Origin of the sequence: Streptomyces sp. PsTaAH-124, assembly GCF_000373685.1 — a bacterium.
Lineage (GTDB): Bacteria > Actinomycetota > Actinomycetes > Streptomycetales > Streptomycetaceae > Streptomyces > Streptomyces andamanensis.
This window is the reverse complement of the sequence record NZ_KB892209.1, coordinates 159,622-180,834: the sequence shown is the minus strand read 5'-3', so window position 1 is coordinate 180,834 and position 21,213 is coordinate 159,622. Positions and strand designations below refer to the sequence as shown.

General features: G+C 68.5%; 9 protein-coding genes and 2 pseudogenes. 2 read left to right on the top strand and 9 right to left on the bottom strand.

Going from position 1 to position 21,213, the window contains the following annotated elements:
- Nucleotides 1–75: 75 nt before the first annotated feature.
- The 3 genes from B086_RS0137970 to B086_RS0137960 all read right to left on the bottom strand — a co-directional run bounded on the left by B086_RS0137970 (nucleotide 76) and on the right by B086_RS0137960 (nucleotide 2,949).
- Complete coding sequence (locus tag B086_RS0137970; RefSeq protein ID WP_018571673.1) at nucleotides 76–855, bottom strand: exodeoxyribonuclease III; 780 nt, start codon at nucleotides 853–855, stop codon at nucleotides 76–78.
- 46 nt (nucleotides 856–901) lie between these two features.
- On the bottom strand, nucleotides 902–1,537 hold the full coding sequence (locus tag B086_RS0137965; protein WP_018571672.1) for an MBL fold metallo-hydrolase: 636 nt from the start codon (nucleotides 1,535–1,537) through the stop codon (nucleotides 902–904).
- A 107-nt stretch (nucleotides 1,538–1,644) separates the two neighbouring features.
- Nucleotides 1,645–2,949, bottom strand: a complete 1,305-nt coding sequence (locus B086_RS0137960; RefSeq protein WP_026253199.1) for an alpha/beta fold hydrolase — start codon at nucleotides 2,947–2,949, stop codon at nucleotides 1,645–1,647.
- A 188-nt stretch (nucleotides 2,950–3,137) separates the two neighbouring features.
- Here B086_RS0137960 and B086_RS43505 point away from each other — a divergent pair.
- Nucleotides 3,138–4,045, top strand: a protein-coding gene (locus tag B086_RS43505) for an IS5 family transposase (RefSeq protein ID WP_234029447.1) whose coding sequence is annotated in 2 segments (ribosomal slippage) — nucleotides 3,138–3,447 and nucleotides 3,447–4,045 — 909 coding nt in all. Because the reading frame shifts where the segments join, the coding sequence is not laid out codon by codon here.
- A gap of 19 nt (nucleotides 4,046–4,064) precedes the next feature.
- Complete coding sequence (locus B086_RS0137945) at nucleotides 4,065–4,436, top strand: hypothetical protein (protein WP_018571668.1); 372 nt, start codon at nucleotides 4,065–4,067, stop codon at nucleotides 4,434–4,436.
- Here B086_RS0137945 and B086_RS46320 read toward each other — a convergent pair.
- The 6 genes and pseudogenes from B086_RS46320 to B086_RS41695 form a co-directional block, all read right to left on the bottom strand.
- Nucleotides 4,423–5,530 (bottom strand): annotated as a pseudogene (locus B086_RS46320) (IS630 family transposase). The gene B086_RS0137945 and the pseudogene B086_RS46320 overlap by 14 nt on opposite strands.
- Nucleotides 5,531–5,594: 64 nt before the next feature.
- Nucleotides 5,595–5,840, bottom strand: a pseudogene (locus tag B086_RS0137930) (helix-turn-helix domain-containing protein); the annotation flags it as partial.
- A gap of 60 nt (nucleotides 5,841–5,900) precedes the next feature.
- The gene (locus tag B086_RS0137925; protein WP_018571666.1) at nucleotides 5,901–6,275 is read right to left on the bottom strand and encodes a hypothetical protein; all 375 of its coding nucleotides are present in this window, start codon (nucleotides 6,273–6,275) and stop codon (nucleotides 5,901–5,903) included.
- Nucleotides 6,272–13,285: a polymorphic toxin-type HINT domain-containing protein gene (locus B086_RS41705; protein WP_078531325.1), complete on the bottom strand. Its 7,014-nt coding sequence runs from the start codon at nucleotides 13,283–13,285 to the stop codon at nucleotides 6,272–6,274. The genes B086_RS0137925 and B086_RS41705 overlap by 4 nt, the downstream gene beginning before the upstream one ends.
- 119 nt (nucleotides 13,286–13,404) lie before the next feature.
- Nucleotides 13,405–17,028 carry a LamG domain-containing protein gene (locus B086_RS0137915; protein ID WP_199790814.1) on the bottom strand — a complete coding sequence of 1,208 codons (3,624 nt, stop codon included), beginning with the start codon at nucleotides 17,026–17,028 and terminating at the stop codon, nucleotides 13,405–13,407.
- Nucleotides 17,029–18,160: 1,132 nt separating this feature from the next.
- Nucleotides 18,161–21,127 carry an AfsR/SARP family transcriptional regulator gene (locus B086_RS41695; RefSeq protein WP_063746850.1) on the bottom strand — a complete coding sequence of 989 codons (2,967 nt, stop codon included), beginning with the start codon at nucleotides 21,125–21,127 and terminating at the stop codon, nucleotides 18,161–18,163.
- Between the last annotated feature and the right edge of the window lie 86 nt (nucleotides 21,128–21,213).

The following is a 21,213-nucleotide window of genomic DNA, read 5'->3' as shown; positions in this document are numbered from 1 at the left end:
CCGGGTGCCGCCGGTCCGCTGCGGCGCCGGGTCCGCGGCCGTGCCTCCGCCCCCGCGCGACGCCTCGGTCCGGGGCTACACGTCCAGGTCGACCACCACGGGCGCGTGGTCCGAGGCACCCTTGCCCTTGCGCTCCTCACGGTCGACGTAGGAGTCGGTGACCGCCTTGGCGAAGGGCTCGTTGCCGTAGACCAGGTCGATGCGCATGCCGCGGTTCTTCGGGAAGCAGAGCTGGCGGTAGTCCCAGTACGTGTACGGGTGGTCGTACTTCAGGGGCCGGGGCACCACGTCGGACAGGCCCGCCTCGCGCAGGGAGGCGAGGGCGGCCCGCTCGGCGGGGGTGACGTGGGTGGCGCCCTCGAAGGCCGCGCGGTCGTAGACGTCGTCGTCGGTGGGCGCGACGTTGTAGTCGCCGAGGACGGCGAAGGGGCGGCTGCCGGCGGCGTCGCCCGCGACGGCCGCCCGCAGCGCCTCGAACCACTGGAGCTTGTAGGCGTAGTGCGGGTGGTCCACCTCGCGGCCGTTGGGCACATACACCGACCAGACGCGCAGCGGGCCGCAGGTCGCGGAGACGGCGCGGGGCTCCTGGACACCGTCGTAGCCCGGGTCTCCGGGCAGGCCCTTGACCACGTCGTCGAGGCCGACGCGGGAGAGCACCGCCACGCCGTTCCACCGGCCGGTGGCGTGGACCGCCGCCTCGTAGCCCAGCTCGCGCAGGGGGCCGAACGGGAACTGGTCCTCGGCGATCTTGGCCTCCTGGAGGCAGAGCACGTCGGTGCCGCTGCTCTCCAGCCAGGCGAGCAGCCTGGGGAGGCGGGCGGTGATCGAGTTCACGTTCCAGGTCGCGATGCGCATGCCTCACAACCTACCCGCCACCACTGACAAGCCCGCCCGCGTCCGCTCACACGTCGGCGGAGTCCCCCGGCGTCAGCCGCAGGTGCTCGGCGCCGCCCAGGCTGCCGATCTGGTGGTCGTAGATCGGGCGGGCCAGGTCGGTCAGGAGGGCGTCGTGGATGTCGTAGGCCCGCCGCGGCTTGACCTCGCGGACGTACTCGATCACCTCGGCGATCTTGTTCCAGGGGGCCATCACGGGCAGCATCAGGGTCTCGACCGGCTGGTCGGGCACGGTCAGCGCGTCGCCCGGGTGGAAGACCTTGCCGCCGTCGATCAGATAGCCGACGTTGGTGATGCGCGGGATGTCCGGGTGGATCACGGCGTGCAGCTCGCCGTGCACCTGCACGTCGAACCCGGCCGCGGTGAAGGTGTCCCCGTGGCCCACGGTGTGCACCCGGCCCGGGAAGGCCGCCGAGATCTGCTCCGCCACCGACCGCAGCGTCCAGATCTCGGCGCCCGGGTTCGCCTCCAGACCGGCCCGCAGCCGGTCCTCGTCGAAGTGGTCCAGGTGCTCGTGCGTGACCAGGATCGCGTCGGCGCCGACCGCGGCGTCCTCCTCGCTGAAGGTGCCCGGGTCGATGACGAGCGTCCGCCCGTCCTTCTCCAGGCGGACACAGGCGTGCGACTTCTTCGTGAGCTTCATGGCTCCCATCCTGCCGCGCGGGCGGGACGGACGGCACGTGCAAGCTGGTGCTCCTGGTGCCCGGCTGGACGATCACCGTGCTCCCCCGCCTGCCCGAGGGTCCGGGGTCACTCCGTGGGGGTGGTCTCCTCCTGTATGACCTGCTGGGCCACCCGGAAGGCGCTGCCCGCGGCGGGCATCCCGCAGTAGACCGCCGTCTGGAGCAGCACCTCCTTGATCTCGTCGGGGGTGAGGCCGTTGCGCAGCGCGGCCCGGGTGTGGGCGGCCAGGTCGTCGAGATGGCCGCCGGCGACCAGGGCGGTGAGCGCGACACAGCTGCGGGTGCGCCGGTCGAGCCCCGGGCGGTCCCAGACACCGCCCCAGGTACTGCGGGTCAGGAACTCCTGGAAGTCCCCGCCGAACTCGTCGGCCCGCGCCAGCTCCCGGTCGACGTGCGCGTCGCCCAGCACCTCGCGCCGGATCTTGAGCCCGGTGTCGTACGCGTCCGGCCCGCCGGCGGGCTGCGGCGGCACCGCCGCCGGGGCGATCTCGGCGATCGGCGCGCTCTGCGGGGCCTGCGCGGGGGCGGCCAGTACGGGCCTCGGCGGGGCCGCGACGATCGCCATCTGGCCGGTGCTCGACTCGAAGGCGGGCTGCCACGCCGTGGAGAAGTGCCGTACCAGCAGGTCGGTCACGGCGGCGGGCTGCTCGACCGGCACCAGATGGGAGGCGCCCGGTACGACGGCGAGCCGCGCGTCCCTGATCCCGGCGACCAGCGTGCGGGCCTCGGCGGGACCGGTCACCTGGTCCTCGGAGCCGACCAGCACCAGCGTCGGCACGCCCACCCGGCCGAGTTCGGCGCGGACGTCGAAGGAGGCCAGCGCCTCGCAGGCGGCGATGTAGCAGCCGGGGTCGGTGGTGCGCACCATCTGCACGGCCCAGTCGGTGATCGCGGGCTGGGCGGCGGCGAACCCGGTGGTGAACCAGCGGTCCGGGGAACTGCGGGCGATGGGGTCGAGCCCGTTGGTCCGGACGATCACCCCGCGCTGGCGGAACTCGTCCGCCGTGCCGAACCGGGGCGAGGCCGCGATCAGGGCGAGCGAGGCGAGCCGCTCCGGGTGCCGCAGCGCCAGCTCCACGCCGACCGCGCCGCCGAGGGCGCAGCCGGCGTAGCCGAAGCGCTGCACCCCGAGCCCTTCGAGGGTCGCCAGCAGCCGGTCGGTCAGATCCCCCACCGACCCGGCCGGATGCGCGGGCGCGCCCCCGTGCCCCGGCAGATCGAACCGGAAGACCCGCCACTGCTGCGTCAGCTCGGGCACCTGCCGGTCCCACATGTGCCAGGTGGTACCCAGTGAGGGACCGAGGATCAGGACGGGAGCCTCTTCCGGCCCGTCAAAGCGGTATTGCAGGGTGTTCGACGGTGTCTCACTCACGCCGTAGACCCTCTCATGTCTTGCGAGATCTCACTCGGGCGGGGGAAGCCGGCTGGCTCGATGCATGTGCGGCTCGACTTGTCGAGCACTGCCCGACAGCCTCACCGATCGAGACTGAGCCTCTCAGCGTGTACACACGCCCCTGCCACAGCGTGTCCTGCTTGGCCGTGTTTTGAAAGTCGGCTCTGATCCTCGTCCCGCACCGTGATGATCTCGGTGCGGGACGGGGGGATCTTTCTGATGAGCAGTGGGCTGTGCTGGAGCCGTTGTTGCCGGTTGCAGTGCTGGGCCGGCCGTCGTCAGGTCGGCGGAGGCTGATCGACGGGATCCGGAGGCGGGTGCGGACCGGTGCTCCGTGGCGGGATCTGCCGCAGGAGTGCGGGCCGCGGCAGACGGTCTACGGACTCTTCCGCCGCCGGCAGCGTGACGGCACCTGGCCCGAACTGCTGACCCAACTGCTGGCCCGGGCGGACGCGGACGGGCTGATCACGTCGGAGGCAACGTCGACTCCATGATCTGCCGGGCCCATCAGCATGCCGCAGGTGCCCGCCGCGACGGCCAGGCTCAGAAAGAACCGCCGGGCGGGGCCCGCGCCGAGCCCGAGGATCACGGCCTGGGTCGGTCCCGGGGAGGCTTCACCACCAAGATCCATCTGGCCTGCGAGCAAGGCCAGCGGCTGCTGTCTTTACTGGTCACCGCAGGTCAGCGCGGTGACAGCCCGCAGTTCACTGCCGTCCTGGAAGGCATTCGGGTGCCCCGCACCGGACCTGGTCGTCCCCGTGTCCGGCCGCTGCGGGTGCGCGGCGACAAGGCGTATTCGTCCCGGGCCAACCGGGCCTACCTGCGAAGGCACGGGATCCGGTGCACGATCCCGGAGCCTGCTGACCCGGCCGCACACCGCAAACGGCGGGGGAAGGCCGGCGGGCGGCCTCCTGTCTTCGGTCGCGAGGACTACAAGGCCCGGCACGCGGTCGAGTGCGGGATCAACCGGCTCAAGCCCAACCGGGCGGTCGCCACCCGCTTAGACAAACTCGCCCTCCGCTTCGAAGCGACCGTCCTGATCGCCGCGATCGGCGAATGGCTGTGCCCGGCCTGAGCTGTCGGATCCGCATGCCATGCTGAGCGCGATCAGGGTCGACAGCGAGGAGAAGGCAGCGATGGGGGCTCAGTACTACGGCGCCGACAGCGAGAACGGCGACCGCATCGACGACCCCTCCGAGGACGCGCTGTTCATGATGATCAGCGACCTCAACGACACCGACAACACCTTCGTGGTCCTCCAGCCCGACGAGGACAACCCCGCCTGGTTCGCCTCCGTGGCCGTCCTGGACGAAGGCGGCTACGAGATCGTCCGCCGCGACACCACCCGCAACGAGAACGACGTCACTACAGCGACCAGCATCAACGACATCGCCCGCGACCTCACCATCTGGATGGCCGCCCGAAACTTCCCCGGTCCGCCCACCAGGCAAGTCAGCGACTTCTAAAACACGGCCTACTGACCTTGAATGCGTGATGTCGTGATGGTGGCTGGTGCCGGAGGCCGGTGCCGGTGAGGCAGCCGTCGAGAACGTCCTGGCGGTACTGGAGCCGGCGTAGGCCGCGCCGGACGGCGGTGATCAGGTCGTCGGGGTCAGCGAAGGCACGGTTGGCTGTGGTGGTGCGTCGCAGAACGGACCAGATACCGTCGACCGGGTTGAGGCCGGGCACGTAGGGCGGGAGTTGGTAGACGGTGAGCCAGTCGCGGTCGGTGATGCAGCGGCGCATGCCGGCCGTCGGATGGGTGTTCACATTGTCCCGAACCAGCACCATCGGGCCGCCGAGCTGCTGGTGGGCGGTCTGGATCAGGTCTCGGTAGTCCTTCCAGGAGAAGCTCTTGCGTCCGTCGAGGCGGCCGTCCGGGCAGGGCCGGTGGATCAGCCACGGGGGTTCGCTGGCCTTGTAGCAGGTCAGGGCGGCCACCGACAGGCGGCGGGAACGGCCCCGGACGCGGATCACGGGGGTGCGGCCGCGGCGGGACCAGGTGCGTGCGGTCGGCGGCGGCGGCGGGAATCCGGCTTCGTCCTCGAGGACGAGCCAGGCGTCGAGCGCCGCCACGGTTCTTCCACGCTTGGCCAGGTCTCCTTCACCCAGCCGGCCACCGCGGTCCCGTCCTTCTCGGTCGCCCGCCGGGCGGGGACCTGGCAGCTCCAGCCGTCCCGCTTGAGCAGGACGGCCACCCCTTGCACGGTGTAGCTCTCGTGGAAGCGGCGCCCCGTCAGCGTCTTGATCCGCGGCAGCGTCCAGGTCTGGCCCGGCCAGCCGTGTGCCACCGGCCCCTTGGCCAGCTCCCCCTCGAGCACGGCGAACAGTTCGTCACTGAGCAGCGGCAGTGATGCCGGGCCCTTGGAGGCCAGGGCCCGGGGCCCGTTCTGCGACCAGCCGCTGCGCCAGCGCTGAACCGATCGGACGCTGACCCGCAGGTCGTGCGCGATGGCCGGGTTCTCGTCGCCTTGGGCAAACCGCTCGGCCGCCTCCATCCTCAACTTCTCGCGGAAGGTACGCCGTTCACCGGTCAGTCCGCTCCTTGCGCATACCTCATACGGTCGGCATACCGCAGGGATCGTGAGGCGTCAGCCCCTACGACACCACGCTTTGAATGTCAGTAACTGCGCGAACTGCTTGTCACTCAGGCGCGGCAGCGACGCAGGTCCCTGCGACCGCAGAGCCCGCGGACCGCCCTCGTCCCACATCCGCCGCCATCGCTGCACGGAGCGGACGCTGACCCGCAGGTCCTTGGCGATCACCGAGCTCGCCTCGCCCTGGGCGAACCTCTCGGCCGCCTTCAGCCGTAACTCCTCGCGGAACTGCTGCCGTTCGGCGGTCAGCCCGCCCCCCTGTGGATACCGCATGCCTCGGTGATACCGCACGAGCGACGAGCCGTCAGCCCCCATGACTCCACGAGTTCAACCTCAGTAATCGCCGGCTTCCTGGCTCCAGGACTGATCCAGACCCGACTTTGCCACCCTCGACGCCGCCCGCACCTCTTCCCATTCAGCGGCCTCTTTAAGTGCGCCTTCGGTCCAAATCTCCTCAGGGCCCGCGCTTACAGAATTGACACTTTCATTGACCGACTGAAGCAAGAGATAATCTTCGTCATTCAACGAACCGTCAGCTACTCTGGCGCGAGCCACGTGCAGCACGTCATCGAATTGAAGCAATACTTCATCTGGCCCCACGCCCGACGCCCGCAAGTACTCCACTTGCCTTTCAGGCCCCGCGCTGAGCAGGCCCAGCACGGCGAGGGTCCACCGCCGAAAGTCCGTCAACTTCCGATCGCCGGTCATCGAATGATTCCTCCCAGATCCCCTTCAGGACCCACGACTCTCCAGTAAGCGCCCTCACCATGATGGCCGCCTCCAGGATTCCACCTGAGCATCCTACCGGTCGGGTCTCCGCGACCCGTATATTCACGAATTACCCAACCGCCGCCAGCGTTTTTCCCTCTGCCTAGGCCCTCTTCGACCCATCCCTTCCGGCCTGCAAAGAATGGGCGAACCTGGTCCGGTGTGACACCACCACTAAGGGCAGAGGGGGTGTCGAAGATGTCATCCGCCGAACGAATCCCTGGAAGCTGGCCAGCCTCCCCGGCAAGCTGCCTGCGCAAACGTTCACCATCAGCGGCACTTGTGGGGCAACTGGAATTGTGTACGAGAACCGGCGTCTCCCCCGCCAGCACATAGTACGTGTGAAGGTCTGCGACAGTGAAGTTGTAAGTGCGGGCATGCTGGGTGAAGGCCGTGTTCGCAGTGACCGTTACGGTAGTACCGTCTTCGGTGAGCAGGTCCATGCCGGCGACGAGCGACCCCGCGGTGACCCAGTCACGCCTGGACGGGGACCAGAAAGGGTGTTCATGTGTCGCCGTGAGATGCCGGATTCCACCCTTAGTGGCGATAGAGAGCCTATTGAAGTACTTGTCCCCGTCGGTGACGATGACACGCGTCACCTTCTTGGGGTTGGTTCTTCCGGTCTCCGGGTCAGTGGCCAACACGCTGTCACCGATTTTGACTTTCTCGACACTCTTCGCTGTTCGATCAGCCATGAGCACGGGGGTGCCAGCCGGGAAACATTTACAATTCTTCCCTCCCTTCATTCCCGGCCATGCCTCGAATACTCTTTCGGCAAGTTTGAGCTTGGTCTGAAATGCTACGTCTTTCGCAAGGTCCAGGCAAGCGATATAGTCGCCATTTTTACAGTCCTCAAAACTACTTATCCCGAGGACATCTTTCGCAAATCCCTGAATCTGTCCCACGGCCTGACCCACGGCCGGGGTCGTCGTGGCGATTTTGCACAGCACCATTTCGTGCTGACACCACTGTCCGGGATTGTCACGTATTTCGCAGCCCGCAAGAAAATTGCACCGATACTGTTCTGCAGCGGTGGGCGTTGTAGATTTCGTACTGCCGCCACTCGACCCAGAATTACTGCCGCCGTTACCATGCGTCCCACCACCGCTTGGGGGACAGCTGTAGTAACAACCGCCGGTGTGGACGCCTCCCCGGGGCTTCCCTGCCTTGTCGGGGTTCCGCGTCCCCCCGGCTCCGCCATCTTGGCGGGGTTCGCTGTGGCCGGTGCCGTCGTCGAGCCAGGCTCCGGTGGGGTCGCTGTGGGTGACGGGGCTGTTGTCGGCGTAGCTGTAGCCGTTGAGGGACTGGGCGTCGGTGGTGTCGAGGATGGGGTCGACGCTGAGGAACTGGCCGATGGACGGGTCGTATTCGCGGGCGCCTATGTGAGTGAGGCCGGTGTTGGTGTCGCGGGTTTTGCCGAGGAAGCCCTTGTCGTCGGGCCAGGGGCCGTACTGGGGTTTGCCGCGGTCTTCGCCGAACGGGGTGGTGTAGCGCTTGGTGAAGGCTTGGGTGTCCCAGGTGATGGAGAGGGTGGAGGTGCCTTGGTGGTCGCCGGTGAGGTAGGTGAGCTTGCTGGTACCTGATTCGTTGGTGCGGAGGGCTGCTGTGATGCCGCCGGCGGAGTAGTAGCGCTGGGCCCAGGTGGTGCCGTTGGCGCGGAGGTGGAGTTCGGTGGTGCCGGCGTAGAGGATACGTTCGCCGTTGTCCGCGGAGCGGATCAGGAGGTTGCCGTCGGCGTCGTAGAGGTAGTTCGTGGAGGTGCCGGCTTCGGTCAGCTTGGCGAGTTTGCCCTCCGGGGACCAGAGGAGATCCTGCGTGCCCGAGGTGCCGGGGCGCTTGATGGTGTTGCCCGTCGCGTCGTAGGTGTAGGAGCGCTCGGGGGTTGTGCAGTCGGTCTTGGTGGTGGTTCCGGTCAGGGTGTGGGGCTGGTTCTGCTTGGTGTAGCAGTAGGTGGTCTTCACGTCACCGGCGGTCTTGTGGTCCGTGGCGGTGAGGCGCTGGCCTGCGGCGTTGTAGGTGTAGCTGTTCCAGTACGGGGCCGGACCGGACAGCGCGGACGCACTGCGGGTGTCCGCGCACTTCTGCGACGCGGGCGTCCACGCTTCGGTCAGTCTTTGGTGGCCGTCATAGGCGAAGCACTGGGTTTCGGCGGAGCTTGTTTTGCCGAGGTCTGTCGGGTCGCTGATCGCGGTGATGTTGCCGGCTTCGTCATAGCTGTAGTCGAGCGCCTGCAGCATGTACGGGTGTGTCTGGTCGGTGACGTGGCTGTACGTCAGGCGCCCGGTGCCGGCTTCGTACTTGCTGGTGACGTAGATGTTCTTGTTGCCGGTGCCGCCGGTGCCCAGGGTGAGCTGTTCCGGCTGGGTGAGGGCTGAGTAGGAGACGTCGCGCAGGTATCCGGTGGCGCCGCCGAAGCTCTTCAGGTTGCCGAGCGGGTCGTATCCGTAGTCCGTGCCTTCGGAGGGCAGCCCACCGAGGGCCGGCTCGGTGGTCACGTTCACTGTGCCGTCGATGTTGTAGTACGTCTCGAACGGCAGGGTGGACGGCTGGCCCGCCTTGACGAACGGGTCACCAGCGGGCAGCTCCAGTTGGGACGCTTTCGCCCGGCCGAGGTCGTCGAAGGCGGTGACCCTCTTGGTGTAGGCCAGTCCTGTCTTGCCACCCACATAGCGGGTGGAGGACGTGGGAAGGCCCTTGAGGACGCTGTCGTAGGTGTAGCCGGTGAGCTGGTTGGCGTCCGTCTTGGAGTCAGCCCAGGTACCGGTCACCCGGCCGAGCACGTCGTAGTCGGTCACCACCGTGTGGAGCGGGTCCGTCGTCTTGACGACCTGGTCGAGCGCGTCGTAAGCGCTGGTCGTCGTACCGCGGTCGGGGTCCGTGGCGCTGGTCTGGCGGCCGAAGAGGTCGTAGCGGTAGGTCCACGTGGACTTGTCCGGGCCGGTGACGTTGTTCTGCTTGCCGTCCAGCGCGTACGTGAACTTCGTGGACGTATAGGAGGCGCCAGGACCGGTGCCGAAGTCGCTGTCGGCCGGGCTCTTGTCCGCGTATTCGCGTGTTTCGGTGGTCTGGCCGCGGGCGTCGGTGATGGTGCGCTGGGCCGATCCGCCCTGGAGTGCGGTCGACGCTACTGAGTCACCTGTGTAGCTGGCGCTGGTGGTCCACTTCTTGACCCCGAAGACGGACAGGGTGCTGGTAGTGGGGCGGCCGGCGCCGTCGAAGACGGTTTCGGTCTGGTTGGGGGCCTGTCCGTATTCAGCGCGGGTGTACGTGCTGTTGGGGGTGCTGTCCTTGTCGAAGATGTTCGCGTACGTCTGGTACGCCAGCCCGCGGGTGTCGTAGCGGGTGTCGGTCAGCAGGCGTCCGCCCTGCGGGGTGGGCGACTGGGTCTGCAGCGGGCGCAGCAGGGCGTCGTAGAGCGTGTAGGTGGTGTTGTAGGTCTGGCCGTCCTTCTTGAGAGTCGAGGTCGAGACCCAGGACGGTTTGGTGGGGTCGAGGTGGTATTCGTAGGTGGTGTTGGCCGCTTGGCTGCCGCGGATTCGGTTCGGCAGCCATACGTCGGTCAGCCGGCCGAGCGCGTCGTAGTTCAGCTCGGTCTTTTTCAGGTTGGCGTCATAGGTGCGCAGCGCCTGGCCGCGCCGGGGGTCGAGGAAGCTGACCGTCTTGTACTTCACGGGGTCGGTGATGACGGTTTTGGTCAGGGGTCCGGCGTCTGCCGGGGTGTATTCGGTGCTGGTGGTGTTCTTGGCCGCGTCTGTGACGCTCGAGGGGCGGCCGAGGGTGTCGTATGTGGTGGTCCAGACGGTCTGCCAGCCGGTGGCCGGGCGGTCGCCGCTGGTGTCGGCAGTGGCCGCGTAGCCGGTGGCGCGGCCGGTCCATGTGGCGTCGCCCTGCGTGGGCTTCTGGGTCGGCGACCAGGAGGTGGCGGCGGGGGTGTCGTAGACGATCGCGGTGTCGGCCAGTACGTCGCCGCGGGTGGTGGTGTTTGCCGGGAGGGAGAGGTCGTCGTCCTTGGTGGAGCAGCTGCGGCCGACGGTGCGGGTGCGGGAGGCGAGGCTGGTGAGGCCGGTTGCGTCGTTGCGGGCGTACCAGGTGCGGGTGCAGGTTTCGTCGCCGCTGACGGCTGCGTCGCCGGAGTCGGTGGTGGTGACCGGCATGCCGTAGCTGTCGTAGCTGGTACTGGTCTGGCGGGCGCGCCAGGCCTTGGGGACGGTCAGGTAGGTGTAGGACTTGCTGGTGGCGGTGCGTACGTAACGTGCGATCAGGTCGCCGGCGTCGGGCTGGCTCTGCCGTGCGGTCTCCTTGGACCAGGGGTCGTTGGAGGTCGCCGTGATCGGGGTGGAGCCGTTGTAGGTGACCTGTTCGCGCAGTTGTCCGGCGTACTGGTTGCTGTCGGTGAAGGCGGGCAGGGCGAGGTCGGGCGTGGTGAGGGGCGGGACGGAGACGGACTTGGTGGTGGTGCCCTTGGTCTTGTCGCCGTCCATGCCCTGCAGGTAGAGCGAGACGGTGCGGGAGCGGGTCACGCTTGTCGCGCCGGTCCATGCGGTGACCTGGCGGTAGCCGCGCCAGTCCGACCAGGTGCGCTCGTCCTTCGGTGTGAAGGGGTCGTCGCTGTAGTGCCAGGCGGGACCGCTGTAGTCGTAGGCGTACTCGATGTCCTGGTTACCCGAGGCAGGGTCGGAGACGTCCACGGCCAGGACCCGGTATTTGTGGAACCAGTCGACGGCCGCGTTCTCGGCGCCGTTGATGTGCCAGTACTGCGGGTAGCAGGAGCGGGTGTTGGTGTCCTGCGGGGCGCTCAGTACCTCGCTGCGTTTGCACTCGGGCCCGGACAGGGTGACGGTGGTGATCGCTCCGGTCTCGGCGGTGATCGTGGAGATGCGCGGGCGGGTCATCGGAAGGATGTCGTCCGTCGCGTCGACCCGGTTGGGCCGCATCTGGTAGGTGAATGTGATCGGGTCGAGGTGGAGGTACGTGTCGGCGGTCTTGCCCCAGCGGACGATGGACTTGAGGGTCAGGACCTGGTCGCTGCTGTCGCCGATGTCTCCGCCGTCCAGGTAGCCCTGCTGGAGCACCCAGGCGTCGACCTTGTCGTAGGCGCTGGTGGTGGCGTTGTAGGAGTAGGTGTAGATGTCGGTGAGGCGTTTGCGGGTGAAGAAGGAAGGGCCGGCCGCGTTGCAGTCGGAGTCGTCCTTGGAGCAGATCGCGTCGAAGGGGACGTCGGGCCAGTTGTCGGCCGTGTCCTTGGTCAGGCTGCCGCAGTCCGATACGGTGCAGCGCTCGGCGTAGCCGAAGGTGACCTTCGCGTCGGCCGGGTCGGTGAACAGGGCATCCTTGCGCAGGCCGTACTCGATCCGATTGAGATAGCCGCCCCGGATGTAGGAGGTGTCGGCCGTCTTCGCCTTGTTCTTCTTGTAGTAGTTCGACTCCGTCGTGTACCAGAAGGTGGAGGCGTTGCCGTGGGTGTCCTCGACATAGTCCAGGTTCCAGCGCCAGGCCTGGTTCAGGGAGCGGTCGGCGAAAGTGTCCCCGCCGGTGTAGCCGGGTTCACCGGAGTCGTCGCCGAATACCGGAACGGTCCATACGGAGTTGGTGCGCTGGGTGCCGGCGCCGTCCAGCTTGTCCTTGCCGAAGACGTACTTGGTACCGTCGCCCGTGGTGACGGTCCAGTACTCGCCGTCGTTGTCGCCATTGTCGGCGCCGGTGGACCGCGTCACCTTGGACGCGTCGTCGTTCTCCAGCCGCCAGTCGCCAGTGTCCTTGTCCTTGACCAGGCTGCTGGACCTGCCGTTCAGGACGAGGCGAGCGTTGTCGTGCTTCCAGCACTGGTCGAAGACATCGTCGTGGCCGTCGTCGTCACACGAGTTGTAGATGCGCTCAACGTAGGACTCGGTGAGGGTGAATCCCTCGCCGACCAGTGTGCCCTGGTTGTTGGTGGTCGCGGTGCGCCCGTCGATGCTGCCGGAGTCGTAGGACAGCCCGAGAGGCGGGACCGGTCCGGCTGCCGCCGGTGGCAGCGTGAAGTCGTAGGACCAGGTGAAGGAGCCGGAGCTGCCGCCTGCCTGCCAGGACGAGGACGGGGCCAGCGGCGTGGCCGCGTAATTGCCCGTGCTGGAGGATGTCTGGGCCGAGCCGGTGGCAACGGCTGTGACGGCGAGGAGCGTCGCCGGTGGGTTTGCGCCGCCGGCCGCTGCTGGGGGTGCAGCTGGCGCCAGGTCCACGGTCGCGGAGACGCTCCGGTGGGCGACGTCATTGTGCGAGGGCAACGGCTGCTGTGTGCGGCACTGCTGCCGTTGCGGAGTCGTCAGCGCGCAGGCGGGGAGCTCGACGAGGCGAAGCCGCTGGGCCCAGCCGCCACCGATCGCCGAGGCGAAACCGCCGTAGTCGACACTGACTTGCGCACTGCCAGCACTGTCCGCCTGTGCTGTCAGCAGGACTCCGGTGACGCCCGCCTTCTGTGCCGCTTTCTGGTCGAGCACGGTGATGCGGGCCTTGCCCGCCGCCTCGTGCTTCGCGGCGGCGACTGAGCGGCCGTGTCCGTTCTTGGCGGGCGAGGTGCTGGTATGCGGGCTCACTGTGACCGCGAGGCCGCCTGTCTCTGCGGTGGTCTTGTGGCCGCGGGTGAGCGGCAGTGTGGCTTGGCCGTGCGTGGGCCAGCTTGCTTTGCGGTCGGTGCCCGCTCGCTGGGCCTGCGCCGCGTTGGCCTGTTTGTCGCGGGCGACCTTCTGGCGTGCCTTCTTGGCGCCGGGACTATGAAACTCCTGGACCTTGCTGGCCCTGGTGAGGGGCACGTCGGGCCGCCCCAGGCCGCCTGGCTCTGCCGCTTGGGCGACCTGTGCCAGGCCCATGGGGACGATGAGTGCCAGAGCCAGCGACTGTCCGAGCAGTCGGCCGCCGCGGCGGCGAGCCGCGGAACGGCGCCGCCATTTTGAGGTGCCTATGCCAAAGGCCATCGGTTTTGCTCCACCCGGTGCGTAAGGAGAAGTTTCAGCAGGACGCCCGCAGACCGCTGTGTGGGCGGGGCGCGTAGGTGAGGACGGCAGCATCGATGGCCGTCCTCACCCTGGGTCCGTCAGTCGCCCACGGTCTCGCCGACCTGTTCGTAGCCGACCATCGCGCCTGCCCACAGGCGTACCTCGGAGACCTGGCCGGGCAGGTAGTGCTGCCAGGCCCCGCCCGTGAAGCCCTTGCCAACAGCGAAGTCGCCCGAGCCCGCCTTCGCGGTGAACGCCAACGCGTCACCGTTCGCGACAGCGCCCAAATAGAGGCTGAGCGTGCCGTCCTGTGCATCGAAGACGCCGGTCAGTCGGGTCGCGCCGTCGACCAGGGCTTCTTCGTCCGAGGAGACTGCGGTGAACGTACCGTCGGCATTGAAGCGACCGAACCGCCAGAAGCCGACAGGAACGGTTTTCTCCTCAAGGGTGTCTTCGTCCAGGACCGTCTTCTTGTCTGTCAGCTCGTACCAGAGCCCCCACGATGATCCGTCTGCCGTACGTTGCCCCAGGATTTGCGCCTTGTAGCCGACATTCTTGGAGACGAGCTTGTCACCGTCCAGGGAGGCCAACGTGGTTAGCGTGAAGGACCCGGTGTCGTCCAGTACCGGTCCCGCCGTGGTGGCCGCGTCATCCACGCCGTCCAGCGTGATCGACTGGCCGTCCAGTGTTGCCCCTCCGGTCAGGGCCAGGGACCTGCCGTAGCCGGAGGTGGTGTCCTGGATGCTGCTGCCGCTGCCCTGGTCGGCCGACCATGCGGCGACCAGTTCCACACCGGTGTGCTGGTCAGAGGTCATCAGCCGTGCGTCGTCGGTGACCTGCTCTGGTGTCAGGGCGTTCTGCCACACCGAGACCTCGTCCACGGAGCCCTGCAGGTAGTCGGTGAAGGCATCGGCCCAGATCGCCCGGCCGATCTGCAACGGCCCGTTCGCTGCCCATGGTGTCCCGGCGTCGGCCGTGCTCTGCAGCCGTCCGTTGACGTAAAGGCGCAGCTTCTTGGCAGCGGCGTCGAACACCCCCGTCACATGGGTCCACGCCCCGCGGGGTGTGGCCTGCTGCGCGGCGGCGGTGTGGACGGTGCCGTCGCTGGCCCGCATGCTCAGGCTCCAGGTGTCGCCTCCTGCGGCCGCGTAGGACAGTCCGAAGGGCGTGTACTTCTTCGGGAATGGGCCGGCGTTGTCGGGTGCCTGGCCCACGGCGGTCATCACGTGCGACGCCTTCGCGTCCACGCGTACCCACGCGGCCACGGTGAAGGAGGCCCGGGTGTCGAGCACTGTTGTCGAGGTGGCCGCGTAGCCGGTGCTGCCGTTCAAGCTCAGTCCCTTGTCGGTGACTGGCTCCGGCAGCTGTGTGCCGGAGGCGTCATGGGTCAGCAGGCCGCGCCGCCCGCGGTCATCGCGTGTGGCGCCGCTGGACAAGGTGGCGTCGTGATGTGCTGCCTGCGGCACGGTGGTGGAGTCCAGGGCGGGACCGCTTGCCTCGTTGAAGTGCCAGCGTCCGATCGGGTCGTCACCGACTGTGGAGACGACGAAGTCGATCTGCGCGATGTCGCCTGCCCTGCCGGTGCCGACGTTGTCGCGTCCCCGGACCTGCAAGGTGTAGGTGCCTGATCGCGGTGGAATGAACGTGGCCGTGGCGTTCTTCGTCGAGGACCAGGCACTCGCGGAGGACAGTTTGTACTCGTACGACACGACGTTCGTGTCGGCCGCGTCGGGCTTGAAAGCGAAGGTGGCGGGCACGCCCGCGCCGCCCTTGGGCACACAGTCATTGGGCACGCACTCGCTGTACGGGGCCTTGAGGGTGATCGTCGGTGCGCGGGGCGCTGTCGCATCGACCCGGAAGTAGCAGTCGGGGGCTGACATCCGGCTGCTCAGATGGGCAGAGCCATTGTTGTAGTAGGACCAGGTCCAGGCGTGATACCGGTACAGCTTGCCGTCTGTCAGTTTGGACCACTTCAGCGTCACAGCCGCGTTGTCACCGTAGTATCCCGTCGAGGGACGGAGTTCGCCGTTGCCCGGTGTGACGTCCGACCAGCCGGTGCCGTTTTGGACATCGAGGTCGAAAAAGACACGCAGTTGAGCGTTCTTCTCACCGCCGCCCTCGGTCTGCGCCGTCGCTTTGAGGGTCGGCTCCGGGTCGGAGACGATCGCCGGGTCACTCGAGCTGTGCTCACACACAGGCGTTGCGCTGCTCCCCCCGCCTACCAGGCCGACCGAGGTGGGCCGGGCCGGCAGCCCGACGAAGTCGACCGCCAGGACCGCGTCGTTCCTGAACCGCTTCCAGGCCGATGCGTCCGACTCGTCATGCGCCCGGATCTCCAGGGTGAGCCGTGAGAACTTGCCCGCCGCGAAGTCGCGGACCGTCGGGGTCAGGTTCTCGTTCGGTTCATCCGGGTTGTCATGGAACTCGATCGGTGCCTTCGGCGAATCCGGGTCACACAGTGATCCGCGGCCGGCCGAGACATTGCGGTCGCCCATCCAGTCCAGTTCCCTGGGCCGCGACGACCAGGTCGTGGACGAGGAGATGTTGTTCGTGCGCACCAGGTCGACCCAGCGCGGTGAACACTGAAACGCCCACGGCTCGGTCACCCGGAACGTGGCGTCCAGGACCTTCTTTCCCTTGAGGTCGGCCGGCGAGAACTCGAAATACAGCTTCTGCACGTATCCCGGACCGCAGTAGTAGCCGCTCCAGGTACCGCACTTGCCCGCACCCTTGCCCTGGTCGTCGTCGCCGTTGCCCCAGGCGTAGGACTCGTAGCCGTCACTGCGCAGAAGGGTTCGCTCGGACTCGCCCCAGGTGATGGTGGGGTCGATGAAGACGGGGAACGCCGATGCGGGGGTCTGGTTCAGCATGTCCGCGTCCGGCACGACCGACAGCGAGGTCGCGGTGACGTCGACATCCATGTGAGCGACCGTGTCGCCCTGGCCCGGCTCCAGACCGGTACCCGACGGTGCGGCCTCGGCCGGGTCCGACGGCTTCACCTCGCCCGCAGCCGCGATCCTGGCCGACTTGAGTGACGTCTGCGTCGCCGTGCCTCCGGCCGAGTCCCACATCCGGGCAGGGGGCGCCTTGAAAACAGTGCGGCCGTCGGCATCCACTGCCGCCAGGTTGCCGCCCGCACCCTCCCGGACGTCCAGCCCATGGGACTTCAGGCTGAAGGTGAGCTTCTTCAGCTCATCACTCGCCGCAGCCTCAGGCGTCTTGACGACGAACACCGGCTGGAAACTCTCCGACGTCGCCGTCACCTTCAAGTCGACGCCGGGCAGAACATCCGCGTACAGGGCACTGGGACCCTCCAGACGCGGCACCGGCAGCTTGCCCGGCCAACCGAGTTCCAGAGACTTCCCCGGCTCAGCCACCCGAGCAAGCGGTGTCGAGTCACCGCCTCCCGAGAAGGACATCCGCACGGAAGCGGCCTTCGGCCCCACCGAACCATCGGACCGCTTCTCCAGCGTCGCGTCCGGCGCCTGCCAGCCACCACCCGGCTTCTCCACACGCACCGGAACAGCCGACTCCTCCAGCGTGAACGTCGACCCGTCAGGGTTGGCATAAACGGTGGACCGCTCGGTGCGCTCCCCCGTCACCTCCACCCGCTCACCGGACTGCTGCGCCTGGGCCAGCGCCTGTTGGCCTTCAGAAACAGACGCCGGATCCGTCTCCGCTCCCGCGGCCGCCCGCGCCGCCGAGCCCGGCAGGACCACCACGGCTGCCAACGTTGCCACAGCCGCAGCGGCCGCGCCGGCTCTCCCTCGCCGACTGCGCCCACGGCGCGCCGCGGCACCCCGTCCGCCCCACCCCACTCGCACGAAACCCCGCCCCCACCATCACAAGATCTTCAAAGGTAAGCGGGATTTAAAGCCCAGCCTTACTTTCTGTCAAGATCTGAACACAGGGAGCAAAGCACCCACCATGCACCCCAATCACACCAAAAGGGAATGCTTCTTTTCAGTCAACAGCGCACTTCCTAAGCGCCATCAGCATCTACTATGCCCAGGCTCTCCCACTCGCCAGATGCAGAACCGGCCGAACCACGCACGAACGAACCACCAACTCCTCGTACAGATAAACCCATTCAGTGCGACCCCTGCCCCCTGCGGCCTTGCCGGCTACCCCACCTCGGCCTGGCCGCCCGCACAGACTGCCGACGCGAGGAGCAGTTGCACCATCCTGAACACCTACTTGAACCAGCCAAAACCGAAGCTGCCATGTACTTCTCCCACATGACAGGACCGGCAACCCCCTGGACCAGCCCCACCAGCCCTCCATCCCGCCTCTTCCGGAAACACAGGCCCGCAGGCGTTGAGCCGCCAGCAGGAGTGACAGGTCACCAGCGCCAGCACCTCCGGCAATACCCCGGCACCACGGGACGCGGATTTTCATCCCGCCCACTCGATGACCCAAGAGAGACGGCCGAGTTGCCTTGTCTGCTCCTTCCAGAGCTTCGCCGGGTCGCTGGCCAACTTGCTCCCCTCGCACGGTGGGATTGGCATGGCCGGGCTGGGCCTCGGCGTTTCACTCGCCCATCACAGACGCTCTCGCACCTCTGTCACCAACTACGCAGACTCCCCCGAACCGCGATGCCCTGACCTGCTATTCCGCACCCGCCCTGGACTGACGTGGACGCCAAAGACGGTCTCTACAACCTGTGCCACGTGGTACCCAGTGAGGGACCGAGGATCAGGACGGGAGCCTCTTCCGGCCCGTCAAAGCGGTATTGCAGGGTGTTCGACGATGTCTCACTCACGCCGTAGGCCCTCTCACGGCTCACGGGCGTCTCTCCAAGGGGGGCAGACGCGGTCGGTGGGAGGGGGCGGTCCGGTGGGGGGTGTGGGCGGCTTACGGTGACGACGGGCGGGGCGGGGTGTTCGTCTCGTTGATGTCGCCGATCGTCTGCCACAGGCGCAGGGCGCGGCCTCGGTGCCGGTGGGCCAGGTGGGGGGCGCCGGCGAGGGCGTCCAGGTCGCCGATCAGCTGCCAGCAGGCGGCCTCGTCCTGGCGGTCGCCGTGGCGGTGGAAGAGGGCCGCCGCGCGTTCCAGTGCGGGGGCCGCGTGGGCGCGGTCGTGTCGGCCGGCGTGGACGCGGCCGACCTCCAGCAGGGTGTACGCGGCGCAGCGTTCGTCGGCCAGGTTCTCGAAGGTGGCCAGCGCCTGTCCCAGGCAGCGCAGTGCCTCGTCGGGGTCGCCGCGCCGGTCGTGCAGGCGGCTGAAGCGCCGTAGCACCACGGCCACACGATGCGCGTCGCCCAGTGTGCGGGCCTGGCGCAAGGCGGTGGCGAACCATGGCTCCGCCTCGTCGAGCTTGTCCTGCATGAGCTTCATCACGGCCACGGAGCAGGAGAGCTGCGCTTCCAGGTGAAGGTCGCCCTCGCCGACCGCGATGGCCAGCGCGTGCTCGACCCGTTCGAGGGCTTCGTCGTCTCGGCCCTGCACCCGGCTGACCGTGCCCAGCATGGCGATGGTCAGGGCCTCCCCGCGTCGGTCACCGGCCTTCCTGCACAGCGTGAGGGAGGATTCCAGGGACCGGGTGGCCCGGTCGAACTCATCCTGGTAGATGTGGAGTTGGCCCAGGCCGCGCAGCAGGACCGACGCGCCGCGCGCGTTGCCCGCGGCCTCGGCCGCGTCCAGCGCGAGGCGGTGCCCGTGCTGCCAGTCCTGGTAGAGGCACCGGTGGTCGTAATAGGTCGACGCACCGGCCGCCAGTTCCCAGGCCAGCTCGTCCAGGCCCCGGTCGGCGGCCAGCTTCACCGCGCCGAGCAGGTTGTCGCGTTCCGCGTCGAACCAGCCGACCGGGTCGGACATCAACCGGTCCACGACCGCGCGGGGCAGCGCGCGGCGCGGTGCGGAACCGGGCGCGGCCGTCAGCAGCCCGGCCGCCGGGAGCAGATCGGTGCCGCGCCCGATCAGCTCCAGCCAGACGGACAGCACCCGGACGACCGCGTCCCGCTTCTCCTTTGCGGACAGGGAGGCGGCCAGCTCCACGGCGCAGGTCCTGATCAGGTCGTGCAGCCGGTAACGCGGCTCGCCGAGGGCGTCGGTGGCGACCAGCCGCACCAGGCTGGCGTCGACGAGGATGTCCAGCACCTCTTCGCCGTCCGGGCGGTCCAGCAGCGGGCCGACCACCCAGCCGGGCAGGGTGTGGGGGCCGAGCAGACCCAGCAGGCTCAGCGCGCGCACCGCGTCGTCCGGCAGCAGCCGCAGGCTCAGTTCGACGCTGGCCCGCACACTGAGGTCGCCGATCCTCAGCTCGGCCAGCCGCCGTGACTCGTCCTCGATGCGTTCCCGCAGCACCCGCAGCGACCAGGCCGGACGGCCCGTGAGCTTGCCGCTGGCGATCCGGATGGCCAGCGGCAGGTTTCCGCAGCAGTCGAGGATCGCGTCGGCCTCCCCCGGTTCCCCCTCGACCCGGCGCCGTCCGATGATTCCGGTGAACAACTCCCGCGCCTCCGCCGGGCTCAGCACGTCCAGGTCGATGTGCCGGGCGCCGGGAAGCTGCGTCAGCAGCGTGCGGCTGGTGATCAGCACGGCGCAGCCGTCGGCGCCGGGCAGCAGCGGCAGCACCTGATCCGCGTGACCGGCGTCGTCCAGCACCACCAGCATGCGCCGGTCCACCAGCAGCGACCGGTAGAGCGCGGCCCGCTCGGACAGGCTGTTCGGGATGGCGCTGCCCGCGACCGAGAGCGCGCGCAGCGCCTCGGCCAGCATCATCGCCGGGTCCCGTGGCTCGTCCGATGTCGCCGCGAGGTCGAGGTAGAGCTGACCGTCGGGGAAGCCGGCGCTCGCCCGTCGCGCGGCGTGCGTCACCAGGCAGGACTTGCCGACGCCGGGACCGCCCACGACGACGGCGACCGGGGCCCGGTTCGGGGCCGACGCGTCGAGCAGCCCGGCGATCTCGGCCAGGGCGTCGGCCCGGCCCACGAAGTCGGGTACGTCGAGAGGGAGCTGACGCACCGGCATCGCCATGTCCGGCCCGGTGACCGCCGGGGCGGGGCTCTTCGGCGGCGTCACCGAGGGGCCAGCCGCCGAGGGGCCCGCCGCCGAGGGGCCCGCCGCCGAGGGCGTGGCTGTCAGGGCGGGGTCCGCGGTCAGGATGCGCTGATGCAGTTCCCGCAGTGGTGGGGCGGGGTCGACGCCGAGTTCGTCGGCCAGGGTGCGGCGCAGCCGCTCGTACACCCGCAGTGCCTCGCCCTGGCGTCGGCACCGGTAGAGGGCGAGCATCAGGTGTTCGGCGACCTGTTCGTCGAAGGGATGTGTGTGCAGCAGGGCGGTCAGTTCATCGATGACCTCCCGGTGGCGCCCCAGGCCGAGTTCGATGGCGAGGCACTCCTTGTGCGTCGCCGCGCGGCGCTCGTTCAGCCGTGCCGCGTCGATCTCCAGGGCTCGGCCGGGGACGTCGGCCAGGGCGTTCCCGCGCCAGCGGGCGAGCGCCCGCCGCAGCGCGGCCGCCGTCTCGGACGGGGTCGTGTGCTGTTCGGCGAGGTGCCGCTCGTGGTCGAACTCCAGGAGGTCGAGCCGGTCTTGGGCCAGGTGGATCTCGTAGCCGCCGCGCCGCGTGCCGATCAGGGAGCCGGGCGCTCCGCGGGCGACGAGGTTGCGGCGCAGTCCGGAGACGGCGTCCTGGATCTGGCGGACCGCGGTGGCGGGCGGCCGCGCGTCCCACATCACGGCGACGAGCCGTTCCATGGGGACGGTGGTGTTGGCGTCGAGCAGGAGTGCCGCCAGCATCTTGGCCTGCCGCGGGCCGTTCAACGGGACCGCACGTCCGGCGATCCGGGCTTGCAACGGCCCCAGTAAGCCGAATTCCATGCTCCCCCTGGTACCTCACGGTCAGCGCCGGTCCCCCTGGCCGACCGTGCGCTGAGACGAATTTACGGCGGTCGGCGGAGCGGTGT

Coding starts and splice junctions, on each gene's coding strand:
- B086_RS0137970 (WP_018571673.1), bottom strand. CDS start 855: ATGCGCATCGCGACCTGGAACGTGAACTCGATCACCGCCCGCCTCCCC.
- B086_RS0137965 (WP_018571672.1), bottom strand. CDS start 1,537: ATGAAGCTCACGAAGAAGTCGCACGCCTGTGTCCGCCTGGAGAAGGAC.
- B086_RS0137945 (WP_018571668.1), top strand. CDS start 4,065: ATGCTGAGCGCGATCAGGGTCGACAGCGAGGAGAAGGCAGCGATGGGG.
- B086_RS0137925 (WP_018571666.1), bottom strand. CDS start 6,275: ATGACCGGCGATCGGAAGTTGACGGACTTTCGGCGGTGGACCCTCGCC.
- B086_RS41705 (WP_078531325.1), bottom strand. CDS start 13,285: ATGGCCTTTGGCATAGGCACCTCAAAATGGCGGCGCCGTTCCGCGGCT.
- B086_RS41695 (WP_063746850.1), bottom strand. CDS start 21,127: ATGGAATTCGGCTTACTGGGGCCGTTGCAAGCCCGGATCGCCGGACGT.